This is a genomic window from Nostoc sp., assembly GCF_036917315.1.
GTDB lineage: Bacteria > Cyanobacteriota > Cyanobacteriia > Cyanobacteriales > Nostocaceae > Nostoc.
Genome location: NZ_JBALDR010000056.1, coordinates 45,532 through 62,945, shown reverse-complemented (window position 1 = coordinate 62,945; position 17,414 = coordinate 45,532). Strand labels below are relative to the sequence as shown.

Below are 17,414 nucleotides of genomic sequence, written 5' to 3'. Positions count from 1 at the left end.
CTCTTAAATGATGGAGAGCTTATTATTAAATGGGGAAGAAAAATAAAAAACAAGGGAAATGCTGTTTGTGCAAATTAAAAGCACAACAGCTTATGGACGGTATTGCTACCGCCACTCAGATTCGCGAGCAGTTAGATGTACCTATAATTTATTTAACCGCTTATGGCGACGACCATACTTTAGAAAGAGCCAAAATTACCCAACCTTTCGGATACATCGTTAAACCATTTACTACAAAAGATTTAAAAATTGCGATCGAGATCGGTCTTTTAAAACACCAGTTAGAACGCGAACTCCGGGAAAATCGAGATCAGTTAGCAACCCTTTTAAACTCAATGAGTGATGCTGTAATTGCCGCAAATGAGCAGGGAAAAATAACATTTATGAATCCTGCGGCTGAGGCGCTGACTGGCTGGCAGCAAAAAGATGCTTTAGGAAATGAGGCGGCGAAGATTTTTCATATTGTCAATGAAGTTACAGAGGCTACATTAGAAAATCCTGTGACAAAAGTGCTGCGTGAGCAACAGGTTGTTTATTTAGGGGAATTCACATCTCTGATTACAAAAAATGGCAAAAGAGTTCCCATTGGCGATAGTGCTTCACCACTGAAGCGAGGAACTGACCAGATAAATGGTGTAGTAGTTGTTTTTTGGGATCTTAGCGAACGACACCAAACAAAATTACTAGAGCAAGCATTAGAGAAGGAGCAAGAACTTAACCGTCTCAAGTCTCTATTTATCTCTACCGTATCTCATGAGTTCCGTAATCCTCTAACTGTTGTTCAAACCGCAGTAGAACTCATGGAAATGCAAGGAGCAAATTTGACAGATACAAAAAGAGGCATATATTTAAAGCGAATTCAAGGTGCTGTCCAATCTATGGAACAACTCATGGAAGAAGTGCTGTTTATGGGTAGAGCAGAAGCAGAAAAACTCATATTCAATCCTGCTCTTCTTAACCTAGAGCAATTTTGTCGAGAGTTAATCGAAGATTTTTTGATGGTTAAAAGCAGTGTGTGTGAAATTGTTTTTACCTGTCATAGTGAGAATACGTCCGCTGTAATGGATGAAGGACTCTTACATTATCTGTTTGCAAATCTTCTCTCAAATGCGGTTAAATATTCTCCCAAAGGTGGCAAGATTAAATTTGATTTAATATGCGACCCCATTGAGAAAGTAGCAACTTTTTATATTCAAGATCGAGGTATGGGCATTCCCGAAGCAGACCAAGCTCGACTTTTTGAATCATTCTACCGAGCTTCAAATGTCAAATCAATTCAGGGTACTGGATTGGGATTAGTAATTGTTAAAAGATGCATTGATGCTCATCAAGGTCAAATCAGTGTCACAAGTGAAGTTGGAGTTGGTACTAAATTTACAGTAATTTTGCCCTTAAATTCTGAATCATGAGTTATAAATTCTTCTTCAACTCACATCCTGATTTTTGTCGCCAACTTGGGTTTGGTAGTGGCGCCATTTTTCTTGCTGACGCGCTCTTTTCTCCTCGGTGAGGCTATCAAAACAATAGGGACAGGAGATACCTTGCTCATATTTGGGAGACGCTTTATCTTCTTCTGAAATCGGACGCCCACAACATAGGCACAACTCATAACTTCCTTTCTCCAATCCATGACTAACGGCTACCCGCTCATCAAAAACAAAACATTCTCCTTCCCATAAACTTTCTTGTGCTGAAACTTCCTGCAAATACTTAAGAATACCGCCTTTGAGATGATAAACTTCTGCAAAGCCTTGGGCAAGCATGAAGGATGAAGCTTTTTCACAGCGAATGCCGCCTGTACAAAACAGAGCAACCTTTTTGTGTTTAGTTGGGTCGAGATGGTGGCGCACATAATCAGGAAATTCGCGGAATGATTCAGTTTGGGGATTTTCTGCCCTTTGGAAAGTACCGATATTCACCTCATAATCGTTGCGGGTGTCAATCACGGTTACTTCTGGATTGGAAATTAAATCATTCCATTCTTCAGGGTTGACATAGATACCAACTTGTTCGTTTGGGTCAATTTCTGGCAAGCCCAAAGTGACAATTTCTTGCTTTAACCGCACCTTCATCCGTTCAAAGGGTGGGGTTTCGGTATAGGACTCTTTGGATTCTAAGTCTGCTAGACGGGGGTCAGAACGTAGAAACCAGAGAACTGAGTCAATGGCCTGACGCGAACCAGCAATTGTACCGTTAATCCCTTCAAGTGCTAGCAAAATCGTCCCTTTGACACCTTGCGCTTGGCAGTAAGACAGCAGAGGATCTCGTTTCTCGGTAAAATCTGGCAGCTTAACAAATTTATACAGTGCTGCAACAACTTGAATATTTTCTGGCTTCATCCCTTTGGTAATAGAACGATATAAGTTACAATAACAACGGTAATCAAAGTTATCTACTATTTTAGTATGGGGGTTTAGCTCAGTTGGTAGAGCGCCTGCTTTGCAAGCAGGATGTCAGCGGTTCGAGTCCGCTAACCTCCATTGGAAATATTTGATTAAAATGTGCGATGGCTGCGGTTTTTACTAGCATACGCACATTCAAATCAATTAAAACCCCATTCATTTTCAAAAAATGGGATTATTTTTCCTTGTTAAGCAGGGGGTTCGGGGAGAGGAAATTATGGTATTGCATTCATTGCACCGATTGAAAGACGTACTTAGTTAGAAGAATCTCTGGATCGGGAGGTGAACTCTGGCTTTACAGCACTAAGGTAATTTTGACGTTCAAAATTTGACTTATCTATACTTAGGGGGTTATTTGGAAAAGCGTCCATTGGGGTTAGTGGCAATTGTTCTCTACAAAACATTTACCGCCTTGCTGCTTATGGTTACTTCGATCGCTTTATTATTGACATTAAAAAATTATCAAAATTTAGAGGCGTTTTCAGAAAATTATGTTTTAGAAGGTAAATCGATAATTATTGATTGGCTTTTAAAAAAAGTTGTTAACTTAAATCCTAGAACTCTAGCATTTAGCGGCATCGGAACCGGAATATATGCTATTGTTACCACTATTGAAGCTGTTGGTTTATGGTACGAAAAGCGTTGGGCACATGTCTTAGTATTGGGACTTGTTGGTATCAGTATTCCACCAGAGATTTATGAATTGATTCGAGGAATATCTCCGATCAAAACATTAGTTTTTGTATTAAATGTAGCTGTATTTGGCTATTTATTCCGAAATTTTCCTAAACATCCAAACTAATTTTTGATTCGATAGTTAGGGTCTATCGTTGAAAAGTCTAAGAGTGCTGAGTAACCAAAAGAGCGAAAGGTAGTGATTAAAAAGCTTAACCGCCAAAAGCTCAGGGTTTACGCAAAACCAAGACCCCCACGTTGTACAATCGCTAGAAATATAATCTGGAGAGCGACTTGCCTAGATCGATTCAGTCTACTCAACCACCATTGAAATTTATTCCCCAACGGTTGAATCCGCTGGTACTCCAGATTGTTCGGTGGTTACTGCCGATCGCACTACGGTTTCGCACTCGTCCTTGGCTACCAGCTGGGATTGTCAAAATTGAAGCCACAAATGTTGAAGTATTAGCTGAACTCTATCAACAATTTCAGGCTGGAAAAATTCGCTTTTTGTTGGCATTTCGCCACCCAGAGGTTGAAGATCCCCTCTGTATGCTGTATTTGCTTTCTCGGATTGTGCCACAAGTTGCTAGTCAAAAAGGTATTACATTAAAATCCCTGGTTCACAGCTATTTTCTTTATGACCGAGGTATGACAGTTTGGGCTGGAAAGTGGCTAGGTTGGCTGTTCTCTCTGCTGGGAGGTGTGCCGGTTCGTCGTGGTAGGCGACTAGATCGGCAAGCTATCCAAAATGCACGGGAGTTGTTTGCTAATGGCGCACTACCGATCGCAGTGGCACCGGAAGGCGGTACTAATGGTCATAGTGGCATTGTTAGCCCCTTAGAACCTGGTGTTGCTCAAATGGCGTTTTGGTGTGTAGAAGACTTAGAAAAAGCTAACCGTTCTGAGACTGCGATCGTTGTACCGATCGCCATCCAGTATCACTATGTTGAGCCACCTTGGTCTCAGATAGATTGGCTATTGAGTAAGTTAGAAGCTGATAGTGGCTTGAAAGTTTTGGAAATTGATTCGGGCAATCGCGAAGAGATTTACCATCAACGCCTTTGTCGGTTGGCTGAATATCTGATTACCGAGATGGAAGAGTTTTATCGTCGCTTCTATCATCAAGATATCCCCAAAACCATCTCAACTGATGAATCTGCTAGTGCTAATCAGGTATTGATTGCCCGACTCCATCGCCTACTGGATAAGGCATTACAAGTTGCCGAGCAATATTTTGGAGTTCAAGCGCAGGGTAATTTTATTGACCGTTGTCGTCGTTTAGAAGAGGCTGGCTGGAGTTACATTTACCGAGACGATTTGCCAGATATCAATGCTTTAGCACCCTTCAAACGCGGTTTGGCAGACTGGATTGCAGAAGAAGGCGACTTGCGAATGCGGCACATGCGGATAGTGGAAAGTTTTGTTGCAGTCACAGCTACTTATATTCAAGAACAACCGACAGCGGAACGGTTTGCGGAAACAGCTTTGCTTGTATTCGATATGCTTTCTAGAATTCAGGATACAAAACTTCCTGGGCGACCTCGGTTAGGTTTGCGACAGGCACAAATCACTGTGGGGGAGCCAATTTCGGTTACAGAACGCTTCAAAAATTGTCAGGGCGATCGCCAAGCATCTAAACAGGCTGTGAGCGATTTGACAAAAGATTTGCAAACCGCTTTAGAGAAGATGATTAGATAACGGAAATTCTAAGACTTTTTCGCTCGAATTTTGTCAAAGATTGCACCTTCATCAAAGAATTTTTTCTGAATTTCGTCCCATCCTCCTAAATCTTGAGCTTTGAAGATAGTTTTAATTTTGGCAAATTTGCCTTCCGTTTCTTTTGTAACAGTCAGGTTAACGGGACGAAATCCTAATTTGGTAAACTCTCGTTGCGACTCTGGGGTGTAAAGAAATTTGATAAATGCTTCGGCAATCCGGCGAGTACCATGTTTATCAACATTTTTGTCTACAACAGCAACAGGATTGTCGATGGAGATATTAATATCAGGCACAATATATGAGATTTTTTTACCATTTTTTGCTAGCAAAATCATCTCGTTTTCGTAGTTGAGCAGAACATCACCTTGATTATCGTTGAAGAATAGTTCACTGGCATTGCGAGCCGTTTTAGGTAACAAAGGTGCATTGTTATAGACTTTAGAGGTAAAGTCCATTGCTTGATTTTCATTTTTGCCACTTTTTGTTACAGAACCCCAAAGACTAAGGAAATTCCAGCGAGCACCGCCAGAGGTTCTAGGGTCAGGTGTAACCACATTTACGCCATCTCGTGCCAAATCTGCCCAAGTTTTGATATTTTTGGGATTACCTTCACGAATAGCGATCGCATCTAGAGATTTAGTAACAATTGCATCATTAGGTGCTTCTTTTTCCCACCCAGGTTGAATAAACCCTGCCTGAACAAGTTTATTAATATCAAGGGCAAGTGAGAGGTGTACCACATCAGCTTCTTTACCGTCAATCACTGCAAGAGTCTGGGAACCCGATCCATCATAACTTTGATTGAAAGTGACGTTTTGGTTATGTTCTTTCTTCCACTGTTCAATAAATTTGGGAATGATCTGCTGGTATGCTGCGCTAGTAACTGAGTAAGAAACAAACGTTAGTGTTACATCATTCTGGGAAAATGCGCCAGTATTACCAGTATTATTGATATCACGTGGAGAGCAAGCAGCCATCACGACACTCAAGCTAACTCCGACAAAGAATAGGGACGTAACACCCAACGAAGAATACTTATACAACCAATTTCGTATTAGTTGTATGCGCCACTGTCTTGCAGCGTATAAAGCTTTAACAATATAAGTCTGAACTAATTCAGTCAAATATCTCCTTGATTTAAAAGTACGTTGCCTCTGGTTCATCAAATTTTTCCCTTAAATCTGCGGTAACTTGATCTAGATACTGTTGTTAAGGGGCATTATAAAACAGTGGTTAAGGATAAATAACTTTTTATTAACCTAAATTTAAATAAATTATCTCCGTACCGAAATCAACCAGTCAGAAGCGATCGCTGTTCAACCAAGGATTTGTGTAAAAATAACCTGAACAATTTTTGTGTGAAAGCTAGATTTAGCAAGCTATTCCAAATAAATTTTGTACAACTTCTTTTTACATGATGCCTAAACTTGATACGACAACAAGCATTAGTTGTCCAAAGCGACAAGCAATAGCTGACCAAAACTGTTTCACTTAAAGGATAAAGTGGCCGCAGAATACAATCTAAGGCAGAAGCGTACTTGAAAGGATTAAATATGTTAGCGGAGCTTAACGAAGTTATCGCTTACAAATTTTGTTAACATAAGAGCGGGCACTTTATCCTTGAAAAGCTGCCATCTTATCCTTTAAGTGACACCGGTTTTGAGTAGCTAGATTTCAATAATGGAGCTAAGCGGATTCGAACCGCTGACCCCCTCAATGCCATTGAGGTGCGCTACCAACTGCGCTATAACCCCAGAACCTTTATTAGGTAAGCTTTTAAAGCTTACTAATTAGTTAATATAAACTGCATTAACTTAACTATTATGCAAGTTTATGCAAGTTAAGTCAAGACAACTATATTAAGTTATATGCCAGCTAGTATGTCTAATTCAGCTTGACGTGCCTTAATTTCAACAATCACCGTATTTTCAGCAATGTCAGCTAAATTTTAAGATAAGTATTTCTGATTACCATTAAACAAAAGTCTAGGAAATCTTAATCTTAAACGAGCTTTCAAGGCTTCAATTCCAACTTTCATGACTATTACGCTGTTGAATAAGCATAGTCATTTGATAGTCAAAAGAGCCTTATATAGCAATTCAGATCCCTAGTACTACAGATTATGTACATTCACAAATTAGATGTCGAATTTTAACAAATTAATGTCGTTAATTTTATCCGGCAAAAACCTTGTATAGCAAGGGTTTTATTAATTTATATGATTATTCAAAAGTGACTAGAGATTTTCAAGGTTTTCACAAATTGAGGTCGCAAAACCAAAAGTTTCACATTTTTATGGTCGTTTATTTTCTTCTCTGAAAAAGTCTGCTATTAAAGGACTTCACAAATTAGATGTCGCATTCTTGATAGCGGCAATGTGTTTATTTATGTAAGGGGTAAAACCTGAGTAATAGTGGTACAGACTGCATTAGTGTTGGAAAATTAACTGCGCCAGTGTATTTCAGTGTATAACTAAAAAAATTAGCTATTAATCTTACATAATGAGGTTTCAGTTGTGACGTTTGAACCTGACGACATTCTGGAGGCTGGCCGTTCAATTCGTCCTTTTCTTCCAGAACTTTTAGGAAATGATGCGGTTCAAGTAGACAAACAATTGGCTGAACTTTTAGCACAAGCTAAAGCTGGACAGGAAGTCGATAAGCAGATTTTAGAAATCTTGAAAAGTCAGCCAGACACTCGTAATTGGATAGCGGAGTTTCTTAGTGAGAAACAGGTATCAAAGGGTTTTGAGCCACTTCCAGGTAAAGGTCAAGCAATATCTGCTCAAAAATATATATGTCCTCAAGGAGACTACGTTTGGTATCGCCGCATTGTCGGAGCGACAATACCAATCTGTCCTACTCATGGTGTACTGCTAATACCTGCTGCACAGTAATAAATCTATGCCAACCAAATTTTTAGAAAGTCTGGGTGGAAAACTTGCAGAAAACTGGGCTGCAAACATACTGACACCAGCTTTTGTCTTTTGGATAGGGGGACTATTAGCTTGGGTCTTCCGTTTTGGTCGAAGACCTTTGGAAGATTGGCTCAAACAGCAACCAGAATCTTTGCTAATTGCTGTTATGGTAACTGGTTTGCTCATGATTGCTGTCTCAGCTTTTGTGGTTCAAAAGTTCGATTTATCTGTTTTAAGATTCTTAGAAGGCTATTGGTCTCGCTGGTTACAACCTTTACGACGCTGGATGATACAGCAACAAGAGCATGACTTTAAACGAAAAGATAAGCGTTGGCAAACTCTGGCTGATAAAAAAGAGAAACAAGTTATAACTAACGAAGAATTAGAAGAATATGTGACGCTAGATGGACAACTTATGCAGTTTCCATCTCAATTTAATAGGTTAATGCCTACAAAGTTAGGCAATATCCTTAGAGCAGCTGAAAGCCGCCCTTATGATAAGTATGGCTTGGATGCTGTAATTTGCTGGTCTCGCCTCTGGCTAGTATTACCAGATGGGGTGAAGAAAGAATTACAGGAAGCACGGTCAAGCCTGAACACAGCAGCCCGTTTTTGGCTCTGGAGTTTGCTGTTTATCGTATGGATTGTTTGGGCTTGGTGGGCTGTTCCTGCTGCTTTACTTGGCTTAATATTTGCTTACTACTGGACAGTTGATGCGGCAGGTGTCTACTGTAGTTTGTTGGAATCTGCTTTTGATTTGTATCGTTTAGAACTTTATAAATCCCTTCGCTGGCCAATACCTATCAATCCTAAGCAAGAACAAGAGTCCGGTAAGCAATTGACAATCTATTTGTTGCGAGGGTCTGATCAGGACAGACCAATATTTACACCATTAAAGGACAAGTGATTGTCACAATGGGGAATATTTAGTAAAAAATTTACTTGGTTATTGTCTTGGAAAAGATGAGTAGAATTAAACGCTAGCTAAGATATTGATGAATTTTCCAGAATTTTTATAAAAAGTCGCATATTAATGAGTAGAGATGCTTTAGTAGTTGGCATTAATAAGTATAATTTTTCAGGATTGTCAGCGTTACGATCGCCTGCTAACGATGCAGAAGCGATCGCCAAGCGACTCAGTGAAGCTGGAAATTTTCATGTCAAGCGATTTCCACAATTCCTAGATCCGTTTGAAGATAATGCACCACGGATATCACCAAAGCAGGAAATCAAGCTGGCAGATTTAGAGAAGGCTTTAGAAAAACTATTTTATCCTGAAGGCAGAAGCATTCCAGATACAGCCCTGTTTTATTTTTCAGGGCATGGTCTTCGTAAAGATGGACGCATCAAAGAAGGATTTCTGGCAACCAGCGATACCGATCCTGAATTAGGGAACTGGGGACTGCGATTAAAGTGGCTGCGGGAATTGTTAGAGGAAAGTCCAGTACGGCAACAAATTATTTGGTTGGACTGTTGTTTCAGTGGAGAACTACTCAATTTTACAGAAGCTGACCCAGGCGATCGCGGAAATACACGCGATCGTTGTTTTATTGCCGCTTGCAGAGAATTTGAGCTAGCCCATGAAAACGTGAGTGGAGCCAGCAGCGTACTCACTAGCGCGATTTTGCGCGGGTTTGACTCGGCTGATGTATCTAACCAATGGGTGACAAACGAAACACTAGTAACATTCTTGCGGCAGGAATTAGAAACAGCACCCCAAAAATTCATCTCTAACAATTTGGGGTGTATTAATCTCTTTTTTAGGAAAGAAACAACAAATAAGCAAGCTTTTCAATCTACTGTACAAACTCCGAGTCAACCAAATCAGACAGATAAATTAGCAGAGCAATTACGGGCTTGGTTCACTGCCCTACGTTATGGCTTTGAAAAAGGTGAAATTAGCAATGAACATTATTTTGAGTGGATTATTAATGTCAATAACCCTATAGAGAAAAAGGGGTATAACCGAGTTTTGGTGCGCGGCATTACAGGAGAAGCCGGAATGGCAGATGTTGCTGCCTTGCGACAGTCAGTAAATGCTCGAAAAACAGATATAGGTTGGCTAATCACCAATCGCCGTGTCAGTCGTGCTGCTAAAGATGAGGTGAGCAAGCAAGAAAATCAAAATTTATTTTGCTACACCCTTGATGAGTTGCTAGATCGAGATGCTGATTTTAATGTCTACCTCAACTGGTTAGAAAATGAAATCAAGCAACGGGGAATTGACCGCACTTATATACCTCTAGCTTGTACCAAAGAGGAATTTGATCCCACCTCAAAGCAGAAAATGGGTATTAGCCGTTACGCTCAAGCTGATGGTTGGATTGATGGTTATGTTGAACGTTGGCTTGATGATCCTGCCAAAGAACACCTTTCCATTTTGGGTGAATTTGGCACTGGCAAAACCTGGTTTGGGTTGCATTATGCCTGGACTGCCCTGGAACGCTATCGTGATGCTCAACGCCGGGGAGTAGAACGCCCACGTCTGCCGTTAGTCATTCCTTTACGGGACTATGCCAAAGCAGTCAGTGTAGAATCGCTATTTTCAGAATTCTTTTTCCGCAAGCATGAAATCCCACTGCCTGGTTATTCTGCCTTTGAGCAACTCAACCGCATGGGTAAAGTGCTGTTGATTTTTGACGGCTTTGATGAAATGGCAGCTAGAGTCAATCGCCAAGAAATGATCAATAACTTCTGGGAACTAGCCAAAGTAGTAGTACCAGGGGCAAAGGTAATTCTCACCTGTCGCACCGAACATTTCCCAGAAGCCAAAGAAGGCAGGGCTTTGCTAAGTGCAGAGTTGCAAGCATCTACTATTAATTTGCCTCTAGAGACACCGCGCTTTGAAGTGCTGGAATTAGAAAAATTTGATGATGAGCAAATTCGGCAGGTACTAGCGTTTCGTGCTGAACCAGAGACAGTAGAACAGATAATGAGTAATTCGACATTGCGGGATTTGGCACGTCGTCCCGTAATGACGGAACTAATTATAGAAGCTTTGCCAGAGATTGAGGCGGGCAAGCCAGTTGATATATCACGGGTATATTTATATGCTGTGCGGCACAAGATGGAGAGAGATATCAAAACCAACCGTACCTTTACCTCATTGGCAGATAAACTCTATTTTTTGTGTGAGTTGTCCTGGGAAATGCTCTCAACAGACCAGATGAGCATGAACTACAAAGAATTTCCCGACCGGATTCGGCGTTTATTTCCTGCTGTAGTCCAAGAAGAAAAAGATTTAGACCACTGGCATTACGACATGATGGGGCAAACAATGCTAATTCGTAACGCGGAAGGAGACTACAGCCCCGCCCATCGTTCGTTATTGGAATTTTTTGCTGCCTACAAGCTGGTGGCAGAGCTAGGCGTTTTAGCTCCCGACTTCACAGAACTGGCTCAAGCACAGTCTCATTTAGATACTGTTCCACCACAAGATTACACTTGGTCAGAATACTTTCAACGACAGTGTGGGGAAGATAGGCAACCGCTCCCAATAGCACCGCTAAATTCATTCGCCAAAGCATCTTTAGAAAAATTATCTAATTATTGTGGTACCGCTCCCTTGGCAAAAGCTTTGCTAGATTTAGCTGTGCCAATGTTAGATGAGCAAGTATTCAAACAACAGTTGCTCGCACTAATTCAGTCAACCCGTGGCCAAACCCAGACTCAGGTAGGTTATATAGGTGGCAACCTGGTGAGATTACTACTAGAAAGAAATCCTTATAGTCTAGAAAAATCTGATCTCAGCCATACTGTTATTACAGACGTAAACTTTGCTAATGCCAGCTTGCGGTGGATAAATTTGATAGGAGCGGATCTCACGAACTCGGTTTTTACACCAGTTCTGGGAGCGGTCTTCTCGGTGGCATTTTCTCCAGATGGCAAAAAATTGGTGATTGGAGATAGTAAGGGTACTGTACAGGTTTGGGAAGCATCCTCTGGCAGGGTCTTATTATTCCTTCAGGGGCATGATTCTGGGGTCAATTCAGTGGCGTTTGACCCCGAGGGTCAGCGGATTGTCAGTGGCAGTGATGACAAGACAGTACGGTTGTGGGATGTGAATGGTCAGCCCATTGGTCAACCCTTTGTCGGGCATGATTCCCTAGTCTTATCAGTGGCGTTTGACCCCGAGGGTCAGCGGATTGTCAGTGGCAGTAATGACAAGACAGTACGGTTGTGGGATGTGAATGGTCAGCCCATTGGTCAACCTTTTGTTGGGCATGAAGATTGGGTTAGATCAGTGGCATTTTCCCCCGACGGTCAGCGGATTGTCAGTGGCAGTTATGACAAGACAGTACGGTTGTGGGATATGAATGGTCAGCCCATTGGTCAACCCTTTGTCGGGCATGATTCTGGGGTCAATTCAGTGGCGTTTGACCCTGAGGGTGAGCGGATTGTCAGTGGCAGTTTTGACAACACAGTACGGTTGTGGGATGTGAATGGTCAGCCCATTGGTCAACCCTTTGTCGGGCATGATTCTTGGGTCTTATCAGTGGCATTTTCCCCTGAGGGTGAGCGGATTGTCAGTGGCAGTCATGACAACACAGTACGGTTGTGGGATGTGAATGGTCAGCCCATTGGTCAACCCTTTGTCGGGCATGATTCTTGGGTCTATTCAGTGGCATTTTCCCCTGAGGGTGAGCGGATTGTCAGTGGCAGTTTTGACCACACAGTACGGTTGTGGGATGTGCATGGTCAGCTTATTGGTCAACCCTTTGTCGGGCATGAAAATAGGGTCTTATCAGTGGCGTTTTCCCCCGACGGTCAGCGGATTGTCAGTGGCAGTTTTGACAACACAGTACGGTTGTGGGATGTGAATGGTCAGCTTATTGGTCAACCCTTTGTCGGGCATGAAAATGGGGTCTTCTCAGTGGCGTTTTCCCCCGACAGTCAGCGGATTGTCAGTGGCAGTAATGACAAGACAGTACGGTTGTGGGATGTGAATGGTCAGCTTATTGGTCAACCCTTTGTCGGGCATGAAAATGAGGTCAATTCAGTGGCGTTTGACCCCGACGGTCAGCGGATTGTCAGTGGCAGTGATGACAACACAGTACGGTTGTGGGATATGAATGGTCAGCCCATTGGTCAACCCTTTGTCGGGCATGAAAATGGGGTCTTCTCAGTGGCGTTTTCCCCTGAGGGTGAGCGGATTGTCAGTGGCAGTTTTGACAACACAGTACGGTTGTGGAATGTAAATGGTCAGCCCATTGGTCAACCCTTTGTCGGGCATGATTCTGGAGTCTATTCAGTGGCGTTTTCCCCCGACGGTCAGCAGATTGTCAGTGGCAGTAGGGATAAGACAGTAAGGTTGTGGGATGTGAATGGTCAGCCCATTGGTCAACCCTTTGTCGGGCATGAAAATGGGGTCTTATCAGTGGCGTTTTCCCCCGACGGTCAGCGGATTGTCAGTGGCAGTTTTGATGAAACCATCCGTATTTGGGATGCAACTACTGGCGACTGTCTGCGGGTAATCAGCTATAAACTGTGTGCAGGGCTGAATATCACAGGTGTAACAGGGCTAACGTCTGCACAGCGCATAGCATTAAAACTAATGGGAGCGATTGATAATTCATGAGTCGAGATGCTTTAGGTGTTGGCATTAATACTTATAATTTTCCGTAATTGCCCTGCTTGCGATGCTTAAAATGCAAAAGGTATTGATCAACGGCTGAGTGAAGGTAATAATTTTCGAGTTTGGCGTATCGTAATTAATCTTTATCTGTTTTTTGGCTGACAGAAGCATCTGATAGCAATTTTCATTTGAATGAGGTACACGGGTAGGGGCACACAGCTAGCTGTTGTGTACCCTTGCTATGTTCATCTGTGGTTAATTATTTCTTTCTATACCTTACCCATGCAAAAACTGCTATAACTCAGCTTTGATAAATTAATTTACACACAATAACTTTTACTTTGCACACTATATGTTAATTTAACAATATTAGGGGAATGCATTTAGTAATCAAAATTGACTCAATACCTCTGGCTACAATCTCCAATCTCAGATAGTAGTTAATACCTTGCCTAATTAAGCAAAACTTGCAAAATAAATTTTTAATAAAAAACTATGGTTTCTCAACTTCATAAACAAAATGATTCTTCGTTTGCAAACTATAGCAACTCTTCCTGGTTTGTTGACTTTGCTTTATTGGATATAAATATTGCTGATATAACTTTTTCAGTTATCGGAAAACCTTATTTAACTATAGTTATAGATATTTATTCTCAATGTTGTATGGGCATGAGCTAGATATCTAACTCCACTTTGTTATTCTTACATTGTTCAGTTAAGAATGCATCATAAATTAAAGAATTCTTGTCTTTCAAGCGAAGATGATGCTGTTGAATTACAACAGCATCAAAATTCTACAAAACCTCATAAACTGCCATCAGAAGAGTTAATCACAGAGCAAGTAAAGCTGAGGATGGAGGTAATTCAAAGCCTCACAGAGCCATGCGATCGCAAAACCTATAGCGCTAGAAAGATAGAAGCTGCCCAAAAACTGGGTGTATCAATTCGCCAAGTAGAACGCTTACTTCAAAAATGGCGAGAACAAGGGTTAGTGGGACTGACTACAACACGCTCAGATAAGGGGAAGTATCGCCTTGAGCAGGAGTGGATAGATTTCATCATTAATACTTATAAAGAGGGTAATAAAGGTAGCAAGCGGATGACCCGGAATCAGGTGTTTCTGAAGGTCAAAGGTAGAGCTAAACAACTTAGCCTTAACAAAAGTGAACACCCTAGCCACCAATCGGTTTATCGAATTCTTGACGAACATATTGAGCAGAAAGAGAGAAAGGAGAAAGCAAGAAGCCCTGGCTATTTAGGAGAGCGATTGACGCACATGACCCGCGATGGGCGAGAGTTGGAAGTAGAGGGTAGCAATGATGTTTGGCAATGCGATCATACTCGTTTAGATGTAAGGCTTGTGGATGAGTATGGAGTGTTAGACCGTCCTTGGCTGACAATTATTATCGACTCCTACTCCCGTTGCCTAGTGGGGTTTTATGTAGGATTTGATCACCCTAGCTCCCAAATAGATACCCTAGCTCTACGTCATGCCATTTTGCCCAAGTCTTACGGTTCCGAGTACCAATTACGCAATGAATGGCAAGCTTACGGAAAACCTAATTACTTCTATACCGATGGTGGAAAAGATTTTACTTCCATCCACACTACAGAACAAGTTGCAGTACAAATAGGCTTTAATTGTGCTTTGAGAAGACGACCATCTGATGGCGGAATTGTGGAGCGTTTTTTAAAACACTTAATTTGCAAGTACTAAATACCCTGCCTGGATATACGGGTTCAAACGTGCAGGAAAGACCAGAAAGTACGGATAAAGATGCTTGCTTAACTCTTAAGGATTTAGAGATATTTTTAGTATGCTACATTGTAGATGAATATAACCCGCACACAGATGCCAGGATGAAAGGCCAGTCTCGAATTGGGTGATGGGAGGCTGGATTAATGGCAGACCCATATCTTTATGATCAATTGGACTTGGCAATTTGTTTAATGAAGCAAGAACGGCGTAAAGTCCAAAAATATGGCTGTATTCAATTTGAAAACTTGACCTATCGGGCGGAGCATTTGAGAGGGCGAGACGCAGAAATTGTGGCATTTCGATACGACCCGGCTGATATAACTACGCTTCTTGTATACAAGATTAATGCAGACGGAACAGAAGATTTTCTGGATTATGCTCACGCGCAATCTTTAGAGACTGAACGCCTGTCTTTACGCGAACTAAAGGCAATTAATAAGCGGCTAAAAGAAGCAAGCCAAGAAATCAATAATGACTCAATTTTAGAGGCAATGATAGACCGTCAAGCTTTTGTGGAGGAAACAGTAAAACGAAACCGCAAACAGCGCCGACAAGCAGCAAATGAGGAAGTTAATCCTGTAGAGCAAGTTGCTAAAAAATTTGCTGTTCAGGAACCAAAAGAAGTCGAGCCTGAAAGCCAACCAAATACAGAATTACCTAAATACGAAGTTCGTTACATCGATGAATTTTCTGAAGAAGATTAGGTAGAAAATATGACTAATGCAATGTCGCTGGCCAAACAATTTGGTTTGATTGAAGAACCTTCACCAGAAATACAAGCGGAAATTGAACGTTTAAGCCGTGAACCCTACCTAGAACTCGACCAAGTTAAACTTTGTCATGCTTGGATGTACGAGTTGGTAATTTCCAGAATGACAGGTTTATTAACAGGAAATTCCCGATGTGGAAAAACAGTTGCTAGTAAAGCTTTTGCACACCGTTATAATAAATTACGAGAAGGACGAGGGCAGCGAATAAAGCCTGTTGTTTACATCCAAATCCCTAAAAATTGTGGTTCTAGAGATTTTTTTATTAAAATTCTTAAATCTTTAAATAAACCATCGAATGGAACAATTTCTGACTTAAGAGAACGGGTGCTTGATAGTCTCGAAATACATAAAGTTGAGATGCTTATTGTCGATGAGGCTAATCATTTCAAATATGAAACTTTTTCAGAGGTAAGACATATTTATGGTGAAGATAATCTGAGAATTTCAGTTCTGCTTGTTGGTACTACAAGTCGTCTTATGAGCGTTGTAAAACATGATGAACAAGTCCTTCATCGTTTCTTAGAACAATTTGAGTTAGATAGATTGGACGATGTACAATTTAAGCAGATGATTCAGATTTGGGAACAAAATGTTTTGAGATTACCTGAAGAATCAAAATTAGCAGATGGAGATAATCTAAAGATATTGAAGCAGGCAACTAAAAAATTAATTGGGAGGTTGGATATGATTCTTCGTAAAGCAGCGATTCGTTCATTATTGAGGGGGCATAAAAAAGTGGATAAAGATGTTTTGAAAGAAATTATTAACGCAACAAAATTCTAAAATGCGAGAAAGCATAGATGAAAATAGGCAGCTTTTAACCAGAGTTGAGCCACTAGAAGGGGAAAGCATCAGCCATTTTTTAGGTAGATTTCGACGAGAAAAAGGAAATAAGTTTTCTGCCCCTAGCGGATTAGGTAATGTTGCAGGGCTTGGGGTTGTGTTAGCACGTTGGGAAAAGTTTTACTTCAATCCCTTCCCAACTCATCAGGAATTAGACGCGCTAGCAACTGTGGTTGAGCTTGATGCTGAAAGACTACGACAGATGTTGCCTCCAGAAGATGTGGAAATGAAGCACAGCCCAATTCGCTTGTGTGGAGCCTGCTATGCTCAGTCAGTTTGCCATAAAATCGAGTGGCAATTTAAAAAGACGGTGGGGTGCGTAGGCGAAGCCCGTCGCAGACATCGCCATCAGTTACGCTTGTTATCAAAATGCCCTGTCTGTGAAAAACCCTTTCCAGTCCCTGCCTTGTGGGTAGATGGAATGTGTAATAGATGTTTTACGCCTTTTGCAGAAATGGCGCAATATCAAAAGCATTACTAATTAAAAACTTTGGCTTTAAAAGTCAAAATATTTGAGATACTGCGATCGCAGAGCTTAGTCCATTTCTACAACAGGACACTTCAACGCCCACAGTAGTTAGAATGTGATCGCCTAACTTAAGCCTTGATTCAGCAATCTTATTTGCATAAAATCTACAGATACCACCACTAAAAACAGTAAATATACTAGCTACTAACCAGCCTGGTGTCTCTTATGGTCATAAGGAGCAATGTTCCACCACAAAACATTAGTGTCTACATTGCCACCAAC

The 17,414-nt window shown here is 41.3% G+C and carries 13 protein-coding genes and 2 tRNA genes; 12 read left to right on the top strand and 3 right to left on the bottom strand.

What is annotated here, in order from left to right:
• Nucleotides 1-29 precede the first annotated feature (29 nt).
• On the top strand, nt 30-1,409 hold the full coding sequence (locus V7K84_RS26610) for a hybrid sensor histidine kinase/response regulator (protein ID WP_334842557.1): 1,380 nt from the start codon (nt 30-32) through the stop codon (nt 1,407-1,409).
• A 15-nt stretch (nt 1,410-1,424) separates the two neighbouring features.
• Here V7K84_RS26610 and trhO read toward each other — a convergent pair whose 3' ends face one another.
• Nucleotides 1,425-2,339, bottom strand: coding sequence for an oxygen-dependent tRNA uridine(34) hydroxylase TrhO (trhO, locus tag V7K84_RS26605; RefSeq protein WP_334842554.1), 915 nt, complete (start codon nt 2,337-2,339; stop codon nt 1,425-1,427).
• A gap of 68 nt (nt 2,340-2,407) precedes the next feature.
• Between trhO and V7K84_RS26600 the strand changes: the two genes are divergently transcribed.
• The 3 genes from V7K84_RS26600 to V7K84_RS26590 all read left to right on the top strand — a co-directional run bounded on the left by V7K84_RS26600 (nt 2,408) and on the right by V7K84_RS26590 (nt 4,778).
• Nucleotides 2,408-2,480, top strand: a tRNA-Ala gene (locus tag V7K84_RS26600).
• Between the two features lie 277 nt (nt 2,481-2,757).
• Complete coding sequence (locus V7K84_RS26595) at nt 2,758-3,204, top strand: DUF2127 domain-containing protein (RefSeq protein WP_334842553.1); 447 nt, start codon at nt 2,758-2,760, stop codon at nt 3,202-3,204.
• A gap of 167 nt (nt 3,205-3,371) precedes the next feature.
• Nucleotides 3,372-4,778 carry a lysophospholipid acyltransferase family protein gene (locus V7K84_RS26590; RefSeq protein WP_334842551.1) on the top strand — a complete coding sequence of 469 codons (1,407 nt, stop codon included), beginning with the start codon at nt 3,372-3,374 and terminating at the stop codon, nt 4,776-4,778.
• An 8-nt stretch (nt 4,779-4,786) separates the two neighbouring features.
• Here V7K84_RS26590 and V7K84_RS26585 read toward each other — a convergent pair whose 3' ends face one another.
• Together V7K84_RS26585 and V7K84_RS26580 are read right to left on the bottom strand one after the other, a co-directional pair.
• Nucleotides 4,787-5,962, bottom strand: a complete 1,176-nt coding sequence (locus tag V7K84_RS26585; RefSeq protein WP_442941015.1) for a sulfate ABC transporter substrate-binding protein — start codon at nt 5,960-5,962, stop codon at nt 4,787-4,789.
• A gap of 518 nt (nt 5,963-6,480) precedes the next feature.
• Nucleotides 6,481-6,553, bottom strand: a tRNA-Ala gene (locus V7K84_RS26580).
• Nucleotides 6,554-7,314: 761 nt separating this feature from the next.
• Between V7K84_RS26580 and V7K84_RS26575 the strand changes: the two genes are divergently transcribed.
• From V7K84_RS26575 to V7K84_RS26540, 8 genes are all read left to right on the top strand, one after another.
• Nucleotides 7,315-7,695 (top strand): hypothetical protein, encoded by a 381-nt coding sequence (locus V7K84_RS26575; RefSeq protein WP_334842546.1) that lies wholly within the window; start codon nt 7,315-7,317, stop codon nt 7,693-7,695.
• A 7-nt stretch (nt 7,696-7,702) separates the two neighbouring features.
• Complete coding sequence (locus V7K84_RS26570) at nt 7,703-8,623, top strand: hypothetical protein (protein ID WP_334842543.1); 921 nt, start codon at nt 7,703-7,705, stop codon at nt 8,621-8,623.
• Between the two features lie 126 nt (nt 8,624-8,749).
• On the top strand, nt 8,750-13,294 hold the full coding sequence (locus V7K84_RS26565) for an eIF2A-related protein (RefSeq protein WP_334842540.1): 4,545 nt from the start codon (nt 8,750-8,752) through the stop codon (nt 13,292-13,294).
• 492 nt (nt 13,295-13,786) lie between these two features.
• A complete protein-coding gene (locus tag V7K84_RS26560; RefSeq protein ID WP_334842538.1) occupies nt 13,787-13,969 on the top strand; it encodes a hypothetical protein in 183 nt (60 codons plus the stop codon).
• A gap of 43 nt (nt 13,970-14,012) precedes the next feature.
• Nucleotides 14,013-15,008, top strand: coding sequence for a helix-turn-helix domain-containing protein (locus V7K84_RS26555; RefSeq protein WP_334842536.1), 996 nt, complete (start codon nt 14,013-14,015; stop codon nt 15,006-15,008).
• A 185-nt stretch (nt 15,009-15,193) separates the two neighbouring features.
• Nucleotides 15,194-15,754 (top strand): Mu transposase C-terminal domain-containing protein, encoded by a 561-nt coding sequence (locus V7K84_RS26550; protein ID WP_334842534.1) that lies wholly within the window; start codon nt 15,194-15,196, stop codon nt 15,752-15,754.
• Nucleotides 15,755-15,763: 9 nt separating this feature from the next.
• Nucleotides 15,764-16,603 (top strand): TniB family NTP-binding protein, encoded by an 840-nt coding sequence (locus V7K84_RS26545; protein WP_334842533.1) that lies wholly within the window; start codon nt 15,764-15,766, stop codon nt 16,601-16,603.
• A gap of 1 nt (nt 16,604) precedes the next feature.
• Complete coding sequence (locus V7K84_RS26540; RefSeq protein ID WP_334842531.1) at nt 16,605-17,144, top strand: hypothetical protein; 540 nt, start codon at nt 16,605-16,607, stop codon at nt 17,142-17,144.
• The last annotated feature ends 270 nt before the right edge of the window (nt 17,145-17,414 follow it).

Excerpts from the sequence above, each read along its gene's own strand:
- V7K84_RS26610 (WP_334842557.1), top strand. The coding sequence starts at position 30 with ATGGGGAAGAAAAATAAAAAACAAGGGAAATGCTGTTTGTGCAAATTA.
- trhO (WP_334842554.1), bottom strand. The coding sequence starts at position 2,339 with ATGAAGCCAGAAAATATTCAAGTTGTTGCAGCACTGTATAAATTTGTT.
- V7K84_RS26585 (WP_442941015.1), bottom strand. The coding sequence starts at position 5,962 with ATGAACCAGAGGCAACGTACTTTTAAATCAAGGAGATATTTGACTGAA.
- V7K84_RS26570 (WP_334842543.1), top strand. The coding sequence starts at position 7,703 with ATGCCAACCAAATTTTTAGAAAGTCTGGGTGGAAAACTTGCAGAAAAC.
- V7K84_RS26565 (WP_334842540.1), top strand. The coding sequence starts at position 8,750 with ATGAGTAGAGATGCTTTAGTAGTTGGCATTAATAAGTATAATTTTTCA.
- V7K84_RS26560 (WP_334842538.1), top strand. The coding sequence starts at position 13,787 with ATGGTTTCTCAACTTCATAAACAAAATGATTCTTCGTTTGCAAACTAT.
- V7K84_RS26555 (WP_334842536.1), top strand. The coding sequence starts at position 14,013 with ATGCATCATAAATTAAAGAATTCTTGTCTTTCAAGCGAAGATGATGCT.
- V7K84_RS26550 (WP_334842534.1), top strand. The coding sequence starts at position 15,194 with ATGGCAGACCCATATCTTTATGATCAATTGGACTTGGCAATTTGTTTA.
- V7K84_RS26545 (WP_334842533.1), top strand. The coding sequence starts at position 15,764 with ATGACTAATGCAATGTCGCTGGCCAAACAATTTGGTTTGATTGAAGAA.
- V7K84_RS26540 (WP_334842531.1), top strand. The coding sequence starts at position 16,605 with ATGCGAGAAAGCATAGATGAAAATAGGCAGCTTTTAACCAGAGTTGAG.